Consider the following 18,170-nt stretch of genomic DNA (forward strand, 5'->3'; position numbering starts at 1 on the left):
GCCCTCGAGAGCCGCGCGAGGCAGTGAGCAGGTGGCGCAGATGCGCAAGGTTTTCGCAGGGATTCTCTGCAGTGCGATGGTGGCCGTGGTCGCGCCCGTGGGGGCCGAGCCCGCAGCCCCCCTCTTCAAGAGCGTGAAGCCCAAGACGGTCAAACCGCCCGCGCCGGGCACCAAACGCTTCATCACCATCCAGATCGACCCTGAGGAACAGAAGCGCCAGCTTGCCGCGATGGCGAAGCAGCCCTGGGAGCCGGAAACGGCGCCTCCCGCGGACGACAGCGCAACGGGCGAGGCTCCGGCCTCTACGCCGACGCCGCGCGTGCCCGCGCATTACGCGTGGTACTGGAACAAGGTCTCGCCGCGTCTGGGCGAGCGAGCGGGGCGGTTCGATCAGGCGATTTCCGCTCTGTCGCAAGGGCCGAAAGGTACGCGGGTGCGCGAGCCGCGGCTCAACGATCTGGCGAAGATCGCACGGGCGCATGGCACCGATATCCTGCGTTCGACCATCGGGACCGAGGTCTCGCCAGCGCTGGTGCTGGCGATGATCGCGGTGGAATCGGGCGGGCGGCATGACGCGCAAAGCCATGCAGGGGCCGTGGGGCTGATGCAGCTGATCCCAGCGACCGCAGAGCGGTTCGAAGTCGAAGACAGCAAGGACCCGGCGCAGAACATCGCGGGCGGGGTGAGCTATCTCGACTGGCTGATGAAGGAATTCGACCGCGATCCGCTGATGGTCATCGCCGCCTACAACGCGGGCGAGAACGCGGTGAAGCGCAATGACGGCGTGCCGCCCTATGCGGAGACGCGCGACTACGTGCCCAAGGTGCTGGCGGCGTGGAACGTGGCGCGGGGGCTCTGTGCGACGCGCCCGCAGCTGGTGAGCGACGGTTGCGTTTTCCGGGTCACCCAAATGGCAAAGAGCGGCCCCTGAAGGCCGCTCTTTCCGTAACTAACCTATGGAGGCGATCAGTTGACGATCGTCGCCTCGGTCGCTTCGCGGATCTCGTCCTCGGTGACGCCCTCGGCGCATTCGACGATCTTCAGCCCGCCCTCGACCACATCGAGGACACCGAGATTGGTGATGATGCGGTTGACGACGCCGGTGCCGGTCAGCGGCAGGGTGCATTCCTTCAGCAGTTTGCTGTCGCCATGCTTGTTGGTGTGATCCATTACGACGATGACGCGCTTCACGCCCGCCACGAGGTCCATCGCGCCGCCCATGCCCTTCACCAGCTTGCCGGGGATCATCCAGTTCGCCAGATCGCCATTCTCGGCCACTTCCATCGCGCCGAGGATCGCCATCGCGATCTTGCCGCCACGGATCATCCCAAAGCTCATCGCGCTGTCGAAATAGACCGTGTTGGGCAGTTCGGTGATCGTCTGCTTGCCAGCGTTGATCAGGTCGGGATCCTCTTCGCCCTCATAGGGGAAGGGGCCCATGCCCAGCATGCCGTTCTCCGATTGCAGCGTGACGTGCACGCCCTCGGGGATGAAGTTCGGGACCAGCGTCGGGATGCCGATGCCGAGGTTCACATAGGTGCCGTCTTCAAGCTCCTGCGCCGCGCGGGCGGCCATCTGATTTCTATCCCATGCCATGGGTCAGGCCTCCTTCTTTTCGCGGGTGGTGACTTTCTCGATGCGCTTCTCATGTTCCCCCTGGATCAGGCGGTGCACGTAGATGCCGGGCAGGTGGATGCAGTCAGGGTCGAGCGAGCCCACGGGCACGATCTCTTCGACTTCCATCACGCAGACCTTGCCGCACATCGCCGCCGGTGGGTTGAAGTTGCGGGCCGTCTTGCGGAACACAGCGTTGCCAGTCTCATCCGCTTTCCACGCCTTCACAATGGAGACGTCAGCGAAGATGCCCTCTTCGAGGATGTAGTGCTCGCCGTTGAACACCTTCACCTCTTTGCCTTCGGCGATCTGGGTGCCGTAGCCGGTCTTGGTGTAGAAGCCGGGGATGCCGTGGCCGGCGGCGCGCATGCGCTCTGCCAGAGTGCCCTGCGGGTTGAATTCCAGCTCGAGTTCGCCGCTCAGATACTGGCGCATGAACTCGGCGTTCTCGCCCACGTAAGACGACATCATCTTCTTGATCTGCTTCGTGTCGAGCAGCTTGCCGAGGCCGAACCCGTCCACGCCGCAATTGTTCGACGCGACGGTGATGTCCTTGACCTTGCTCTCGACCAGCGCGTCGATCAGCATTTCAGGGATGCCGCAGAGGCCGAAGCCGCCTGCCGCGATCAGCATTCCGTCGAAGAGAAGCCCGTCGAGAGCCTCCTTCGCGGAACCGTAAATCTTGTTCATGGATATCCTCCGCTCATATGCGCGTGAAGATGACGCCGGGGCGGAGGGGAGTCAATTGCTGCGATGCGGCGAGGGTGGTGTGTTGGGGTCAACTTCGCGCGCGAGCGCGCCGGGAGGGGGCTCTGCCCCCGCGCTGTCGCGCTTCCCCGGGATATTTTCATCAAGACGACGTGGGCGAGGGCGCCTCACTCCTCGTCAGTCTTCTTGGCCGCCGTCTTTTTCGCCGCGGGTTTCTTCGCGGCGGTCTTCTTGGCGGTCGGTTTCTTGGCCGCAGGCTTCTTCGCGGTCGTTTTTTTAGGTGCGGCTTTCTTCTTCGTGCCGCCCTTCTTGGCCGCCTTCGCCTCGATCAGCGGAAGCGCGTCTTCAAGCGTGACGGCTTCCGGTTCAAGCTCTTTCGGCAGGGTCGCGTTGATCTTGCCCCATTTGACGTACGGCCCGTAGCGCCCCGGCATGACCGCGATCGGGCCGCCCTCGGGGTGTTCGCCCAGCTCCTTGAGAGGTTTCGCGGCGGCACCGCGCCCGCCTTTGGCGGCTTTCTGGGCGATCACTTCCACGGCGCGGTTCATGCCGATGGTGAACACCTCGTCCACTTCCGGCAGGTTCGCGTAGATCCGGCCCTTCTTGACGTAGGGCCCGTAGCGGCCGATCCCGGCTTCGACCAACTCGCCGTCCTCGGGGTGCGGGCCGATCTCCCGCGGCAGGCTCAAGAGCAGCAGCGCCTTTTCGAGGTCGATTTCCTCGGGTTTCCAGCCCTTGGGCAGCGAAGCGCGAGGGGGTTTCGGCACATCCTCGGTCGGTTCGCCCTTCTGGACGTAAGGGCCGAAACGACCCACACGCAGCGTGATCGCCTGCTCCTCGTCATAGCCCAGCACCTTGCCGTCGAGCGCCTGAACCTCATCGTCGCCATCGGGCGCCGACAGAGGCCGGGTGAAACGACATTCGGGATAGTTGCCGCAGCCGATGAAGGCCCCGCCGGAACGCGCGGTCTTCAGGTGCAGCTTGCCACTGCCGCAAAGCGGGCAGATGCGCGGGTCCGACCCGTCGGGGCGCGGCGGATAGAGATGCGGCGCCAGAACCTCGTCGATCTTGTCGAGCACTTCCGAGATCCGCAGCTCCGACGTCTCTTCCAACGCTGCCGAGAAATCGCGCCAGAAGCGCTTGAGCACTTCCTTATAGTCGCGATCGCCTGCGGAGATATCGTCGAGCTGATCTTCCAGATCGGCGGTGAAATCGTATTCCACGTAGCGCTTGAAGTAGTTCGACAGGAAGGCCGTCACCAAGCGCCCGGTATCTTCCGGGATCAGGCGGTTCTTGTCCTTGCGGACATAGCCGCGATCCTGAATCGTCGTGACAATCGAGGCATAGGTGGAGGGGCGCCCGATGCCGAGCTCTTCCATCCGCTTGACCAAGGTCGCCTCGGTGTAGCGCGGCGGCGGTTGGGTGAAGTGCTGCTCGGGCGTGATGTCGCCCTTCTTCGCCTCTTCGCCCTCGTGGATCTGCGGCAGACGGTTGCTGTCCTCGCCCTCATCGTCGTCGCGGCCCTGATCGTAGACTTTCAGGAAGCCGTCGAACACAACGACGGAGCCGGTCGCGCGCAGTTCCACCTGTTCGTCGCCGGAGCCGACGAGAACGGTCGTCCGCTCGAACCGGGCCGCTTCCATCTGCGACGCGATCGTGCGTTTCCAGATCAGATCATAAAGCTTCCACTGATCGTCGGAGAGCTTCAGCTTGTCGGGCGATTTCGACATATCCGTGGGGCGGATACATTCGTGCGCTTCCTGCGCGTTCTTCGCCTTGTTCTTGTACATGCGCGGGCTTTTCGGGACGTAGCTGTCGCCGAACTTGTCCTTGATCGCATCGCGCGCCTGCATCACCGCCTCGGGGGCCATGTCGATGCCGTCGGTCCGCATATAGGTGATGTGCCCCGCCTCGTAGAGACGCTGCGCCGCCGACATCGTGGCGCGCGCACCGAAGCCGAACTTGCGGCTGGCTTCCTGCTGCAGCGTCGAGGTCATGAAGGGCGGGTAGGGGTTGCGGTTGGCGGGCTTCGCCTCGACCGAGGTCACGCTGAGATCGCGCGAGGTGATCGCCTGCACCGCCATCTCGGCTGCGGTCTCGTTCTCGAGGTCATATTTCTCGAGCTTCTTGCCGCCGAGAACCGACAGGCGCGCTTCGTATTCCTGACCGCGCGGCGTCGTCAGGATCACCTTCACCGTCCAGTATTCGCGCGGTTTGAAGGCTTCGATCTCCATCTCGCGCTCGACGATGAGGCGCAGGCAAACCGACTGGACACGGCCCGCCGATTTCGCGCCAGGCAGCTTGCGCCAGAGAACCGGCGAGAGGTTGAAGCCCACGAGGTAATCGAGTGCGCGGCGGGCGAGATAGGCCTCCACCAGCGGGGCATCGACATCGCGCGGATGCTTCATCGCTTCTTGGATTGCGGTCTTGGTGATCGCGTTGAAGGTGACGCGGGAGACGTTCTTGCCCTTGAGCTTCTTCTCCAGCGCTTCCTGCAGGTGCCACGAGATGGCTTCGCCTTCGCGATCGGGGTCGGTTGCGAGGATCAGCGTGTCGTCATCTTTCAGCGCGTCGGTGATCGCCTTGATGTGCTTTTTCGAGTCGCTCGCGACTTCCCATTTCATCTCGAAATCGTGCTCGGGATCGACCGAACCGTCTTTCGGAGGCAGATCGCGGACGTGACCGAAGGAGGCGAGAACGGTGTAATCGGACCCTAGATACTTGTTGATCGTCTTGGCCTTGGCAGGGGATTCGACGACGACAACGGCCATAAGGTCCTCACTATTCAGCGCTAAAGGGTCTGGGCGCGGAACATGTGGGGGTTTGGTGGGGATTGTCAATGCACCCTGGCGCTGAGGAAATCCCGCAGGCCTTAAACCGGGCGGCTGATCAGCCCGCCGCGATGGCGCTCTATTCGGCCCTCGATTTCGAGTGCGGTGAGGGCCTGTGAAAAGGCCGCCGCCGGCACGTCGAGATCGCGGATCACCTGATCCTCGGCGGTGGGGGAGGGGCCGAGCCGTTCGAGGATCTTCGTGCCCAGATCGGCGGGTTCCGGAGCCGGCTTTCCGGAGGAACGCCGGGGGCTGAGTTCGGGTGCGGTCCGGGCAACGGTCGCTCTCCGCGCATTGAGCGCGGCCAGCACGTCCTCGGGCCCGCGCACCAATGTCGCGCCGTCGCGGAGCAGCGCGTTGCAGCCGCCCGCGCGCCCGTCCATCGGGTGTCCCGGGACGGCCATTACCTCGCGCCCCTGATCGAGCGCATCGCGCGCAGTGATCAGGCTGCCGGATTTCAGGGCCGCTTCGACCACGACGACACCGGCGCTGAGCCCCGAGATAATCCGGTTGCGCGCAGGGAAGTGGCGCGCCTGCGGCTGCGTGCCGGGCGGGGCTTCGGTCAGCCGCAGCCCGGTCTCCGCGATCTGTCGGGCAAGCGTCGTGTTCTCCTGCGGGTAGATCACGTCGATTCCACCCGCCTGCACCGCGATCGTCCCGGTGGGCAGGGCGGCCTCATGGGCGGCGGCATCGATCCCGCGCGCCAGCCCGGAGACCACGCAGATGCCCGCCTCGCCCAGCCCTTCGCTCAACCGCTTCGCCATGCGCAGCCCCAGCGAGGATGCGTTGCGCGCACCGACTAGCGCGATCATCGGGCGGGCGAGCAGCTCCGGCTGGCCAAGCGCCCAGAGCACGGGTGGCGCATCGTCGATCTGCGCAAGCGCGGGGGGATAGTCAGGCCCTCCATGAATCAGGAGCAGCGCCCCTGCGGCCTTGCCCGCCTTGATCTCGGCGCGGGCCTGTTTCTCGGGGAAAGGGGTGTAATCGGTGACGCCCGCCGCGCGTGCGACCTCTGGCAGGGCCGCGAGCGCTGCCGTCGCGGAGTCATGTTCGCCGATCAATCTGTGGAAAGTTGTGGGCCCGACACGTCGGGAGCGAATGAGGCGAAGAGCAGATAGTTCGTCTTCTTCCGTGGTGGGTGGGGTGAAGGGGGTGGGGTAAGAAAACAAATCTGTTTCCATCCGGCCCTCCGCCTCAATCGCCCACCCTTCTTGCCGTGTTATTCTTAATAAGTTGTTACCAAAACTCGGTGTGCGCGGCGTTTGGAAGGAATTTTCTGCGTTTTGACTGCAAATTTTCGGCGTCGCCGATTTGCAGCTGGTGATCGCGCGGGCGAAGCGGTCTTCATGGACCGTCCCGCCCGTATTTGTCGGAAACGATTACGCCGCCGAGCCGCCCACCGTGAGGCCGCCGATCATCAGGGTCGGCTGGCCGACGCCGACCGGTACCCATTGCCCCGCCTTGCCGCAATTGCCGATGCCGGGGTCGAGGGCGAGGTCGTTGCCGATGGCGCGGATATGCTGCATCGCGGTCGGCCCGTCGCCGATCAGCGTCGCACCTCTTACTGGTGCGCCTACGACACCGTTCTTCACTCGATAGGCTTCGGTGCAGTTGAAGACGAACTTGCCATTGGTGATGTCGACCTGACCGCCGCCGAAGCCGACCGCATAGATGCCGTCCTTCAGATCGGCGAGGATCTCGCCCGGATCGGCATCGCCGCCGAGCATATAAGTGTTGGTCATCCGCGGCATCGGGGCATGGGCGAAGCTCTCGCGCCGCCCGTTGCCGGTGGCCTCGACGCCCATCAGCCGCGCGTTCTGGCGGTCCTGCATGTAGCCTACGAGCACGCCGTCCTCGATCAGCACGTTCTTGCCCGAGGGCGTGCCCTCGTCGTCGATCGTGATCGAACCGCGCCGATCGGGGATCGTGCCGTCATCAAGCACGGTGACACCTTTCGCGGCGACCTGCTGGCCCATCAGCCCGGCGAAGGCCGAAGATTTCTTGCGGTTGAAGTCGCCTTCCAACCCGTGCCCGACTGCTTCGTGCAACAGCACACCCGGCCAGCCCGGGCCAAGCACCACATCCATAACGCCCGCTGGCGCTGGTTCTGCGCGCAGGTTCACCAGCGCAATCCGCAGCGCCTCACGCGCGACGGGTTGCCAATGCGCGGGTTCGATCAGGCCCGACAGTCCGAAGCGTCCGCCGCCACCATGACCGCCGGACTCGCGCCGCCCGTTCTCTTCCACGATCACCGAGATGTTGATCCGCGCCATCGGGCGGATATCCGAGACCAACCCGCCCTCGGGCCGAAGAATGAAGACCTCCTGCAGGCTCGCCGCCATCGAGGCCGAGACCTGCACGACGCGCGGGTCGAGGTCGCGGGCGAAGGCGTCGATCTCGCGCAGTATGTCGATCTTCGCCGCGAAGGGCGTGTCGGAGACCGGATCGGTATCACTATATAGATGCAGGTTCGTGCCTTTGGGCGGGGGCGCCATCGTGCCGCCGCCGTCGCCCACGGCCAGCCGCGCAGTTTCGGTCGCCCGTTTCAGCGCGGCTTCGGAAATCTCGGTCGAATGGGCATAGCCCGCGACATCGCCCTTCACCGCCCGCAGGCCGAATCCTTCGGAGGCGTCGTAAGAGGCGGTCTTGACCCGCCCGTCATCGAACACGAGCGCCTCGGACCGACGCTGTTCGAGAAACAACTCGCCATCCTCGGCCCCCGCGGTCGCCTCGCGCAGCAATTGCAGGGCGCGGTCCTTGTCGAGCTTGTCCTCGAATGGCGCGAAACGGTCGGGCTGGGTCATCGTCTCTCCTCGGATAGCGATCAAAATTGCCAAAATGTCGCAGCTTTTGCTTGCGCCATCCTCCCAATATGATTTTAAAGTGAGAACACGCAACGGTGAACGGTTTGGGAGAGCCGGACGCCGTCGGGCGGCAGGGAGAAACGCCGCCAAAAGGGAGACATGGGACTTATGCGCTTTGCAAGCAAGGGCCGCGGTATCGCGGCCGCTGTCACGTCGGCTGTTCTGTCGACGCTCGTCGCCGGGCAGGCCTCGGCTCAGGACATGATCAAGGGGCTGCCGGTAATCGGTAAGCCGCATCTGGGCGGGACGGGGTTCCAGCCAGCGTCGTCCAACCTCGCGGAAGACCAGCAATGGCTCGACCATATGCTTTTGGTCATCATCGCCGCGATCTGCGTTCTGGTCTTCGCCCTGATCATCTATTCGCTGCTGCGCTTCAACAGCCGCGCCAACCCGACGCCGCGCAGCTTCACCCATAACACGCCTCTCGAGATCACCTGGACCTTCGTGCCGATCGTGATCCTCGTGGCGATCGGGGCCTTCTCGTTGCCCGCGCTGTGGAACCAGCAGGAAATTCCCGAGGGCGACATCACCGTGAAGGTGACCGGTTACCAGTGGTACTGGGGCTACGAATACCCCGATGAGGGCATTTCGTTCGATTCGCTTCTGCTCGCGAAGGAAGACCTCGAAGAGCATGGCTATGCACCTGACGAATACCTGCTGGCAGCTGACAACGCGATGGTGGTGCCGAAAGGCAAGACGATCGTCGTGCAAGTCACTGGCGCGGACGTGATTCACAGCTGGACCGTGCCGGCCTTCGCGGTGAAGCAGGACGCCGTGCCGGGCCGGATCGCGCAATTGTGGTTTAAGGCCGATCAAGAAGGTGTGTATTTCGGCCAGTGTTCGGAGCTTTGCGGCACCAACCACGCTTACATGCCCATTGTGGTCAAAGTTGTCTCACCGGAAGTTTACGCTAACTGGCTCGAGCGTGCGAAGAATGACTTCGCCTCGGTCGAGACGGATGGGGCGGTTCGGGTCGCACAGAACTGAATACATCGTGCGATAACACCCGAGGAACGCTTTCATGAGTGACATCAGCTATATTCGCCAACAGGACAACGAGGCGCGGCTCGGCGACTACATCGCGCTTCTGAAGCCGCGCGTGATGTCGCTGGTGGTCTTCACCGCTTTCGTCGGTCTCGTGGTGGCGCCGAATCCGGTGCATCCCTTCGTGGGCTTCGTCGCGATCCTGTTCATCGCGCTGGGCGGTGGCGCCTCGGGCGCGCTGAATATGTGGTATGACGCGGATATCGACCGGATCATGCGCCGCACTCGCGGTCGTCCCATCCCGGCGGGCCGCATCTCTGAGCGCGAGGCGCTGGGCTTCGGGCTGGCGCTCTCGGGCATCTCCTGCGTGATGCTGGCGCTGGCCACGAATATCTTCTCGGGCCTGTTCCTTGCTTTCACCATCTTCTTCTATGTCGTCGTCTACACGATGTGGCTGAAGCGCGCGACGCCGCAGAACATCGTGATCGGTGGCGCTGCGGGCGCCTTCCCTCCGATGATCGGCTGGGCCGTGTCGACGGGTGGCATCTCGATCGAATCCGTGGCGATGTTCCTGCTGGTCTTCCTCTGGACGCCGCCGCATTTCTGGTCGCTCGCGCTGTTCATGAAGTCCGATTACGACGAGGCGAAAGTGCCGATGCTGACCTCGACCCACGGTCGGGTGGTGACGCGCAAGAACATCCTGTTCTACGCCTTCATTCTCGCCCCCATCGCTGTCGGCATCGGTTTCACCTCGATCGGCGGCCCGGTCTATTTCGCGACGGCGCTGATCATGAATGCGCTCTTCATCAAGGGCGCGATCGAGATTCACGCCCGCACCGAGGCGCAGGCGGAGGCCGACAAATACGCGGTCGAAAAGCGCTTCTTCTATTTCTCGCTCATCTACCTCTTCGCGCATTTCGCGGCTTTGCTGGCCGAAGCGGGGCTGAGCTATATCGGTTTGGGAGCTTGGTAAGCGATGGCAATCACCCGGGACAGTGACCTCCATATCCGCCGGTTCACCCGCAATGTGGGGCTTGGAGCGGTTCTTCTCGGGTTCGTCGCGATCGTCTTCGGCCTGACCGTGGTCAAGGTCGAGAACGGCTCGAAGATGGAAGCCTACGACCACCAGCCGCGCGCCTCGGTGCTGCCGGCGGAGGGCGCCTCGAAATGACCCAGCGCCCCACAGATCGGTCGAATACGCGCGTGCTGCTCTCGCTGCTCGCGGTGATCGTCGTGATGGGGGCAGGGGCTTGGGCTGCGGTGCCGTTCTACAACTGGTTCTGCAAGACCACCGGATATGGCGGCACGACCAACACTGCCGAGGTGCTGCCCGACAAGGTTCTCGACCGCGAGATTCTCGTGCGTTTCGACGCCAACGTGGCACCGGGCATGCCGTGGAAATTCAAGCCGGTCCAGACCGAGATGAAGCTGAAGATCGGCCAGAACGGGCTGGCCTTCTACGAGGCCTACAACCCGACCGATCACGTCATCGCGGGCACGGCGAGCTACAACGTCTCGCCCGATGTGGCCGGCTACTATTTCGACAAGATCCAGTGCTTCTGCTTCACCGAACAGGTGCTGCAACCCGGGGAGAGGGTACAGATGCCGGTGAGCTTCTTCGTCGATCCCGGCATCGTCGATGATGCGGATGCGAAGCGGATTCACGCGATCACGTTGAGCTACACTTTCTATCAAACCGACCTTCCCGAGCCGGAAGACACCGCCTCGGTCCGTCAAAGGGAGACGGAGACGGTCAACTAGCCATCGGAGGGAGACGCATGGCCCACGCAAAGAACCACGACTACCACATCCTACCGCCCTCGATCTGGCCCTTCCTCGGTGCCGTTGGTGGCTTCATCATGCTCTTCGGGGCGGTGCTCTGGATGCAGAGCATCACCCATTACGTCTTCTTCGGCGGCTTGCTCGTGGTGCTTTATACCATGTATGGCTGGTGGTCGGACGTAGTCCACGAAGGCGAGACCGGCGATCACACGCCCGTCGTCCGGATCGGCCTGCGCTATGGATTCATCCTGTTCATCATGTCCGAAGTGATGTTCTTCGCGGCCTGGTTCTGGAGCTTCTTCAAGCACGCCATGTACCCGATGGGCCCGATGAGCCCGCTCAAGGATGGCGTCTGGCCGCCCGAGGGCATCGTTACCTTCGATCCGTGGCACCTGCCGCTGATCAACACCGTAATCCTGCTGCTTTCGGGCGTGACGCTAACCTGGGCGCACCACGCTCTGGTCCATGAGAACGACCGCAGCCAGGTCAAGCAGGGGCTGATCCTCACGGTGATCCTCGGCGCGTCCTTCACGGTGCTGCAGGCCTACGAATACAGCCACGCGGCCTTCGGTTTGGCGGGCAATATCTATGGCGCCAACTTCTTCATGGCGACGGGCTTCCACGGCGCGCACGTGATCATCGGGACGATCTTCCTGCTGGTCTGCCTGCTGCGTATCGTGCGCGGCCAGATGACCCAGAACGAGCATGTCGGTTTCGAGGCCGCCGCCTGGTACTGGCACTTCGTCGATGTTGTCTGGCTCTTCCTGTTCGCGTCGATCTATATCTGGGGCAGCGCGTAAGCGCCCCCGGCCATCACACGCAAAATGCGCAGATCGGCGCGGGGGGCGACCCTCGCGCCGCTTTCTTGGAGGCTTGATGAAACGCTTTATCTTTCCGCTGCTGCTGGGCGTCGTCGGCTGCGCGATCCTGATCTCGCTCGGCATCTGGCAGGTGCAGCGCCTTGGCTGGAAAGAGGCGATGCTGGCCGAGATTTCCGCCAAGATCGAAGGCCAGCCGCAGGCGCTGCCGCCTGAAGGCACCGACACCAAGCCGCTGAAATACGAACCCGTCACGGTAAGCGGGCGCACGACGGGGCAGGAGATTCTCGTGCTTTCGGGCCAGAAGGGCGTCGGCGCGGGCTACCGGGTCATCGACGCTTTCGAGACCGATAAGGGCCGCAAGATCCTGCTCGATCGCGGCTTCATCCCTGAGGGCGAGAAAGGCACCGACCGCCCCGCAACGGATCTGACCGTCACCGGAAACCTGCACTGGCCCGAAGAAGCCGACAGCTACACGCCCAAGCCCGACGCGAAGTCTGGCATCTGGTTCGCCCGCGACGTGCCTGCGATGGCCGCGAAGCTCGGCACCGAGCCGATCCTGATCGTCGCCCGCACCGTCCAAGGCGCGGCGCAGGGCATAACGCCGGTCCCCGTCACGATCACCGGCATCCCCAACGATCACCTCGGCTACGCGATCACCTGGTTTTTGCTCGCAATCGTCTGGGCCGGGATGACAATCTTTCTTCTCTGGCGTATCAGGCGGCAACAGGCCTGAGGATTGACGATGCGTTATGTTTCCACTCGGGGCAAAGCCCCGGTTCTGAATTTCGGCGATGCGATGCTGACGGGGCTTGCCCGTGACGGCGGGCTCTACGTGCCCGAGACCGTGCCGCAGTTTTCCGCCGACGAGATCGCCGCGCTCGCAGGGCAGCCCTACGAGGAAATCGCCTTCCGCGTGATGAAGCCCTTCGTCTCCGAGACCTTCTCGGACGAGGAGCTGCGCGGCGCCATTTCCCGCGCCTATTCCGGCTTCGGCCATGTCGCCCGCGCGCCGATGGTGCAGCTGGCGCCGAACCATTTCCTGCTGGAGCTGTTCCACGGCCCCACGCTCGCGTTCAAGGATTTCGCGATGCAGGTGATCGGACAGCTGTTCCAGATCGAACTGCAAAAGCGCAATCAGAAGATCACCATCGTCGGCGCCACCTCGGGCGATACCGGCTCGGCCGCGATCGAGGCGTTCCGCGGGCTCGACAATGTCGACGTGTTCATCCTCTTCCCGCATGGCCGGGTGTCCGAAGTGCAGCGCCGCCAGATGACGACGCCCGTCGAGGGCAACGTCCACGCGCTCGCGCTCGATGGCGATTTCGACGATTGTCAGGCGAACCTGAAGGACATGTTCAACGACTTCGACTTCCGCGACGAGGTCGGTCTGGCGGGCGTGAACTCGATCAACTTCGCCCGCGTGCTGGCGCAGATCGTGTATTTCTTCTCCTCGGCCGTGGCGCTCGGTGCGCCGCACCGCAAGGTGTCCTTCACCGTGCCCACCGGCAATTTCGGTGATATCTTCGCGGGCTTTCTCGCAAAGGAAATGGGTTTGCCGGTCGAGCGTCTGGTGATCGCGACGAACCAGAACGACATCCTGCATCGCTGCCTCGAGAAGGGCGATTACACCAAGCAGGGCGTCACGCCCTCGATCTCGCCGTCGATGGATATCGAGGTGAGTTCGAACTTCGAGCGCGCACTGTTCTGGGCCTACGGCAAGGACGGGGCCGCGATCGAGAAGCTGATGGACGAGCTGAAAACCGAAGGCTCCTTCACCGTCTCCGAAAACGCCATCGGTGCGCTGCGCGATATCTACGACAGCGGCTCGGTCGGCGAGGCGCGCACGATGGAAGAGATCGGCGATACGCTCAAGGAAACCGGCGAATTGCTTTGCCCGCATTCGGCGGTCGGCGTGAACGTGGGCAAAGCTGCCGTCGCGCGTGACCCGGCCACGCCGATGATCACGCTCGCGACCGCGCATCCCGCGAAGTTCCCCGATGCCGTAGAAGAGGCGACGGGCATCCGCCCCGATCTGCCGCCGCGCATGGCCGACCTGTTCACCCGCGAGGAGCGTGTGACCCGGGTGCCGAACGACCTCGCCGACCTTGAAGCGCTGATCCGGGAGCGTCGCCGCACATGATCGAAATGACCACCCTGAAGAACGGCTTGCGTATCATCACCGAGACGATGCCGGGCCTTGCCTCCGCCGCGATCGGCGTCTGGATCACTGCCGGTGGCCGCCACGAACGCCCCGAGCAGAACGGCATCGCACATTTCCTCGAACATATGGCGTTCAAGGGCACCAAGACCCGCTCGGCGCTGCAGATCGCGGAAGCGATCGAGGATGTGGGCGGCTATATCAACGCCTATACTTCGCGCGAGATGACCGCCTATTACGCCCGCGTGCTGGCCGAAGACGTGCCGCTCGCACTCGACGTTATTTCGGACATACTGCTTAACCCGGTCTTCGATCAGCGTGAGATCGAGGTGGAGCGCGGCGTGATCCTGCAAGAGATCGGCCAATCGCTCGACACGCCCGACGACGTGATTTTCGACTGGCTGCAAGAGGCAGCTTACCCTGATCAGCCGATGGGCCGCACCATCCTCGGCCCGGCGGAGAAGGTCCGCAGCTTCGCGCGCGACGATCTGTCCGGCTTCGTGTCCGAGCATTACGGCCCGGATCAGATGATCCTCTCGGCGGCCGGTAATGTCGATCACGCGGAGATCGTGAAACGCGCCGAGGATATCTTCGGTGACCTGCGCCCCGCGCTGAACCCCGCGCCTTATCCGGCGAAATGGGTTGGCAACGAGCGGCGCGAGATCAAACAGCTCGAACAGGCGCATTTCGCGCTTGGCATCGAAGCGCCCAGCTATCGCGACGCCGATCTATATACCGCGCAAGTCTATTCGGTCGCGATGGGGGGAGGCATGTCCTCGCGCCTGTTCCAGAAGATCCGCGAAGAACGGGGCCTGTGCTACACGATCTTCTCGCAGGCCGGCGCCTACGAGGACACCGGCATGTTCACCGTCTACGCGGGCACGTCGGGCGACGAGATTCGCGGTCTGGCCGAGCTGACCATCGACGAGTTGAAACGCGCGGCCGAAGACATGACCGAGGTCGAGATCGCCCGCGCCCGCGCCCAGATCAAGGCGGGGCTGCTGATGGGGCTGGAAAGCGCTTCGGCGCGCGCAGAACGCATGGCGCGCAGCCTCTATATCTGGGGCCGGGTGCCCGGGATCGACGAGGCCTCGGCCCGGATCGACAGCGTCACCCGTGACGCGGTGCGCGATTTCGGGGAACGGCTCGCGATCGGTGGTCGCACCGCGATGGCGCTTTACGGTCCGGTCAAGGATGCTCCCGAACTGGGCGCATTGCGGGAAAGGCTCGCCGCCTGATGTTCGCGCGCCGTCGTCAGCTGCGGATCGATACGGATCGGATGATCCTTCGTCCGCCGCAGCATGGGGATTATCGCCCGTGGGCCAGCCTGCGTGAGGACAGCCGCGCCTTCCTGACCCCGTGGGAGCCGAGCTGGTCCTCCGACCATCTCGGGCGCAAGGCCTTCTCCAACCGGGTCTACTGGGCCGCGCGCGCGATCGCGAATGGCACCGCGGTCCCCGTCTTCCTGTTCTCGCGCCGCGACGAGACGTTCCTCGGGGCGATCACGCTCGACAATATCCGGCGCGGACCGGCGCAGGCGGGCACGCTGGGCTATTGGATCGGCCAGCGTCACGCGCGTCAGGGTTACATGCGCGAGGCGATCGAGGCCGTCGTGCATTACGCCTTCACCAAGCTCGACCTCAGCCGGATCGAGGCGGCCTGCCTGCCCGAGAATGCGGCCTCGCGCGGGGTTCTGGAGAAATCCGGTTTCAAATACGAGGGAGTCGCGCAGAGCTACCTGCAGATCAACGGGCGCTGGCGCAATCACGTCCTCTATTCCAACCTGCGCTCGGATCGCCGGGGACGGACGGATGTCCGATAGGGGCGCCTGCGCTCGCGCGACATGTTGCGGGGCGAACGGCAGAGGGGGCGCTGCCCCCGCTGGCGCAGCCAGCCCCCCGGGATACTTAAGCCAAGCCGAAGGAGTCAGAGATGCGTACCGCCGCTGATGAAAGTTTCGTCGAGACGCTGCGGGAAGCGGTGCCGGGCCTGAGCCTCGGCGCGCCGGGGGCGTCCTTTCTCGAAGAGCCGCGCGGGCGCTATCACGGTATCGGCGGGGTGCTGGTGAAGCCGACGTCGACCGAAGAGGTCGCGGCGGTGCTGAGGCACTGCCACGCGGCGGGCGTCGCTGTGATGCCCTATGGCGGCGGCACCGGGCTGGTCGGCGGCCAGATCACCGAGGACGGCCCCGCGCCGGTGATCCTGAGCCTCGAGAAAATGAACGCGGTTCGCGCGGTCAGCGGCCATGTGCTGGAGATCGAAGCAGGCGCGACACTGCTTGAGGCGCAGCAGGCGGCGGAAGGCGTGGAGCGGCTGTTTCCGCTGACCATCGCGAGCCAGGGCTCCGCCCGGATCGGCGGTGTGCTGGCGACCAATGCGGGCGGGGTGAACGTACTGCGCTATGGCAACGCGCGCGAGCTGTGTCTGGGCGTCGAGGCGGTGCTGGCCGATGGCACGGTGATCTCCGGCCTCAAGCATCTGCGCAAGGACAATACCGGCTACGATCTGAAGGACCTGCTGATCGGGTCCGAGGGCACGCTCGGGATGATCACGGCCGCGACGCTGCGGCTCTTCCCGCGCCCGGCGGCGGTCGGCACGGCGATGATGGCTGTTGAAAGCCCCGCCGCAGCGCTGGAACTTCTGGAACTGGCCGAGGCCCGGATGCCGGGCTGTGTCTCGGCCTTCGAGTTGATCTCGGGGCAGGGGCTGCGTTTCCTCGACGAGGTCGGACCGGAGGTACATCAACCTTTCGAGGTGCGCCCCGACTGGTCGGTGCTGATCGAGATCGGTCTGCCCGAGGGGCTCACCCCGGAAGAGGCGCTTGCGGAGCTGTTCGAGGCCGCCGAGGGGCTGGTCAGCGACGGGGTGATCGCAAGCTCCGAGAGCCAGCGCGCCCAGATGTGGTCGCTGCGCGAGAGCCTGCCGGAAGCGAACAAGCGGATCGGGTCGATATCGAGCCACGACATCTCGCTGCCGCTGCCGAAGCTGGCCGCTTTCATCGAAGAGGCGCGTGGCGCTCTTCTCGACCTCGGCAATATCCGGATCAACTGCTTCGGCCATGTCGGCGACGGCAATCTGCATTTCAACGCCTTCCCCGCCGAGGGGCGCGACCGCAAGGAATACGAGAACCTGCGCCGTGCGATCCCCGAGACGGTCTACGATCTGGTCGACCGTTTCGGCGGCTCGATCTCGGCCGAGCATGGGATCGGGCGGCTCAAGGTGGGCGATCTGGAGCGCTACGGCGATCCGGGCAAGCTGGCCGCGATGCGCGCGATCAAGGCGGCGCTTGATCCCAAGGGCATCCTGAACCCCGGCGCGGTGCTGGCGGAGCGCTGAGGGCCAAGAGAAACGCGCCGCCAGGAGAGCAGGCGGAGCGCGGCGTTCTGGTTCACGTGTCATTGCAAGCAGCCGAACCATCTGGCCCGGTCAGGTTAGGTCGATTTGCGTAAGAAAGACGTTAACGCGGCCCCAGCGCGGCGGCCTGCCGCGCGATCCGTGCTACATCACGGCTTAGGGGAAAGTCGTTCTCCATCCGGTCGACATCGACCCAGCGCGCATCCAGAGCGTCATCGGCGGCGATCGGCTCTCCGGTCTGCCACTGACATTCGACCGCGATCAGCACGAAGTGATGCTCCAGCGCGCCCGCATCGTCATGGGCAAGCACATCGAGCGCATTGAAGGCATGGGTGGCCCGCGCCTGCACGCCGGTTTCCTCCAGCAATTCGCGCTCTGCCGCCGCGAGAAGCGTTTCGCCAAGCTCGACCTTGCCGCCGGGAAAGCCCCATAGCCCGGCATCGGGCGGGTTGGCCCGTTGCACCAGCAGGGCCTGTCCGTCGCGGATCACGACGGCGAGAATGGCGGGGACCGGACGGGGGCTCACGCCCCCTCGAATTCGCAGAGCACGCTTACATTCATGCCGCGGTCTTCGAGCAGTTTGCGCCCGCCCAGTTCCGGCAGGTCGACGATGAAGGAGAGGCCCACGATCTCGCCGCCCACGCGTTCGATCAGCTGGATGCCCGCTTGCGCCGTGCCGCCGGTGGCCAGAAGGTCGTCGACGACCAGAACCTTCTCGCCGGGCTTGATCGCATCCTCATGCATCTCCATCACCGCCTCGCCATATTCCAGCTGGTAAGCCTGCGAAATCGTCTGGCCGGGCAGCTTGCCCTTCTTGCGGATCGGCACGAAGCCTTTCGACAGCTGATGCGCGATCGCGCCGCCGATGATGAAGCCGCGCGCCTCCAGCCCCACGACCTTGTCGATCTGCTGGCCCGCCCACGGGTGAAGCATCTGGTCGATCGCCATGCGGAAGCCGCGCGGATCGGCGAAAAGCGTGGTCACATCGCGGAACATGATCCCTTCATGCGGGAAGTCGGCGATGGTGCGGATATAGTCTTTGACGTTCATGGGA

General features: G+C 64.2%; 18 protein-coding genes. 11 read left to right on the forward strand and 7 right to left on the reverse strand.

What is annotated here, in order from left to right; all coding sequences use genetic code 11:
* Positions 1–40 precede the first annotated feature (40 nt).
* Positions 41–931, forward strand: coding sequence for a lytic transglycosylase domain-containing protein (locus B6V76_RS15925; RefSeq protein WP_240497882.1), 891 nt, complete (start codon positions 41–43; stop codon positions 929–931).
* Positions 932–966: 35 nt separating this feature from the next.
* Here the strand turns inward: B6V76_RS15925 and B6V76_RS15930 are convergent, their stop codons facing one another.
* From B6V76_RS15930 to tldD, 5 genes are all read right to left on the reverse strand, one after another.
* Positions 967–1,596 (reverse strand): CoA transferase subunit B, encoded by a 630-nt coding sequence (locus B6V76_RS15930; protein ID WP_075775901.1) that lies wholly within the window; start codon positions 1,594–1,596, stop codon positions 967–969.
* 3 nt (positions 1,597–1,599) lie between these two features.
* Complete coding sequence (locus B6V76_RS15935) at positions 1,600–2,304, reverse strand: CoA transferase subunit A (RefSeq protein ID WP_088720366.1); 705 nt, start codon at positions 2,302–2,304, stop codon at positions 1,600–1,602.
* Positions 2,305–2,489: 185 nt separating this feature from the next.
* Positions 2,490–5,093, reverse strand: a complete 2,604-nt coding sequence (gene topA / locus B6V76_RS15940; protein WP_088727912.1) for a type I DNA topoisomerase — start codon at positions 5,091–5,093, stop codon at positions 2,490–2,492.
* Between the two features lie 101 nt (positions 5,094–5,194).
* A complete protein-coding gene (gene dprA, locus B6V76_RS15945; protein WP_088727913.1) occupies positions 5,195–6,334 on the reverse strand; it encodes a DNA-processing protein DprA in 1,140 nt (379 codons plus the stop codon).
* A gap of 198 nt (positions 6,335–6,532) precedes the next feature.
* Positions 6,533–7,957, reverse strand: a complete 1,425-nt coding sequence (tldD, locus tag B6V76_RS15950) for a metalloprotease TldD (RefSeq protein WP_075775905.1) — start codon at positions 7,955–7,957, stop codon at positions 6,533–6,535.
* Between the two features lie 261 nt (positions 7,958–8,218).
* Between tldD and coxB the strand changes: the two genes are divergently transcribed.
* The 10 genes from coxB (at position 8,219) to B6V76_RS16000 (ending at position 17,098) form a co-directional block, all read left to right on the forward strand.
* Positions 8,219–9,004, forward strand: coding sequence for a cytochrome c oxidase subunit II (gene coxB, locus B6V76_RS15955; RefSeq protein WP_233243109.1), 786 nt, complete (start codon positions 8,219–8,221; stop codon positions 9,002–9,004).
* A gap of 34 nt (positions 9,005–9,038) precedes the next feature.
* Complete coding sequence (gene cyoE, locus B6V76_RS15960; RefSeq protein ID WP_088727914.1) at positions 9,039–9,974, forward strand: heme o synthase; 936 nt, start codon at positions 9,039–9,041, stop codon at positions 9,972–9,974.
* Between the two features lie 3 nt (positions 9,975–9,977).
* Positions 9,978–10,172 carry a hypothetical protein gene (locus tag B6V76_RS15965; protein ID WP_075775908.1) on the forward strand — a complete coding sequence of 65 codons (195 nt, stop codon included), beginning with the start codon at positions 9,978–9,980 and terminating at the stop codon, positions 10,170–10,172.
* Positions 10,169–10,762, forward strand: coding sequence for a cytochrome c oxidase assembly protein (locus B6V76_RS15970; RefSeq protein ID WP_075775909.1), 594 nt, complete (start codon positions 10,169–10,171; stop codon positions 10,760–10,762). The genes B6V76_RS15965 and B6V76_RS15970 overlap by 4 nt, the downstream gene beginning before the upstream one ends.
* Before the next feature lie 17 nt (positions 10,763–10,779).
* Positions 10,780–11,583, forward strand: coding sequence for a cytochrome c oxidase subunit 3 (locus B6V76_RS15975; RefSeq protein ID WP_088720361.1), 804 nt, complete (start codon positions 10,780–10,782; stop codon positions 11,581–11,583).
* Positions 11,584–11,656: 73 nt separating this feature from the next.
* Positions 11,657–12,337 carry an SURF1 family protein gene (locus B6V76_RS15980; RefSeq protein WP_166504615.1) on the forward strand — a complete coding sequence of 227 codons (681 nt, stop codon included), beginning with the start codon at positions 11,657–11,659 and terminating at the stop codon, positions 12,335–12,337.
* Between the two features lie 9 nt (positions 12,338–12,346).
* Positions 12,347–13,744 carry a threonine synthase gene (gene thrC, locus B6V76_RS15985; protein ID WP_088727916.1) on the forward strand — a complete coding sequence of 466 codons (1,398 nt, stop codon included), beginning with the start codon at positions 12,347–12,349 and terminating at the stop codon, positions 13,742–13,744.
* On the forward strand, positions 13,741–15,000 hold the full coding sequence (locus tag B6V76_RS15990; protein ID WP_075775913.1) for a pitrilysin family protein: 1,260 nt from the start codon (positions 13,741–13,743) through the stop codon (positions 14,998–15,000). Before thrC ends, B6V76_RS15990 begins: the two co-directional genes overlap by 4 nt.
* Positions 15,000–15,584 carry a GNAT family protein gene (locus tag B6V76_RS15995; RefSeq protein ID WP_075775914.1) on the forward strand — a complete coding sequence of 195 codons (585 nt, stop codon included), beginning with the start codon at positions 15,000–15,002 and terminating at the stop codon, positions 15,582–15,584. The genes B6V76_RS15990 and B6V76_RS15995 overlap by 1 nt, the downstream gene beginning before the upstream one ends.
* Positions 15,585–15,694: 110 nt before the next feature.
* Positions 15,695–17,098 (forward strand): FAD-binding oxidoreductase, encoded by a 1,404-nt coding sequence (locus B6V76_RS16000; protein ID WP_088727917.1) that lies wholly within the window; start codon positions 15,695–15,697, stop codon positions 17,096–17,098.
* Positions 17,099–17,219: 121 nt separating this feature from the next.
* On the opposite strand, the gene B6V76_RS16005 is transcribed toward B6V76_RS16000, so the two are convergent.
* Positions 17,220–17,642 (reverse strand): NUDIX hydrolase, encoded by a 423-nt coding sequence (locus tag B6V76_RS16005; RefSeq protein ID WP_088727918.1) that lies wholly within the window; start codon positions 17,640–17,642, stop codon positions 17,220–17,222.
* Positions 17,639–18,166, reverse strand: coding sequence for an adenine phosphoribosyltransferase (locus B6V76_RS16010; protein WP_088720355.1), 528 nt, complete (start codon positions 18,164–18,166; stop codon positions 17,639–17,641). Before B6V76_RS16010 ends, B6V76_RS16005 begins: the two co-directional genes overlap by 4 nt.
* Between the last annotated feature and the right edge of the window lie 4 nt (positions 18,167–18,170).

Source organism: Thioclava sp. IC9 (assembly GCF_002213225.1).
In the GTDB taxonomy this organism is placed as follows: Bacteria; Pseudomonadota; Alphaproteobacteria; order Rhodobacterales; family Rhodobacteraceae; genus Thioclava; species Thioclava nitratireducens.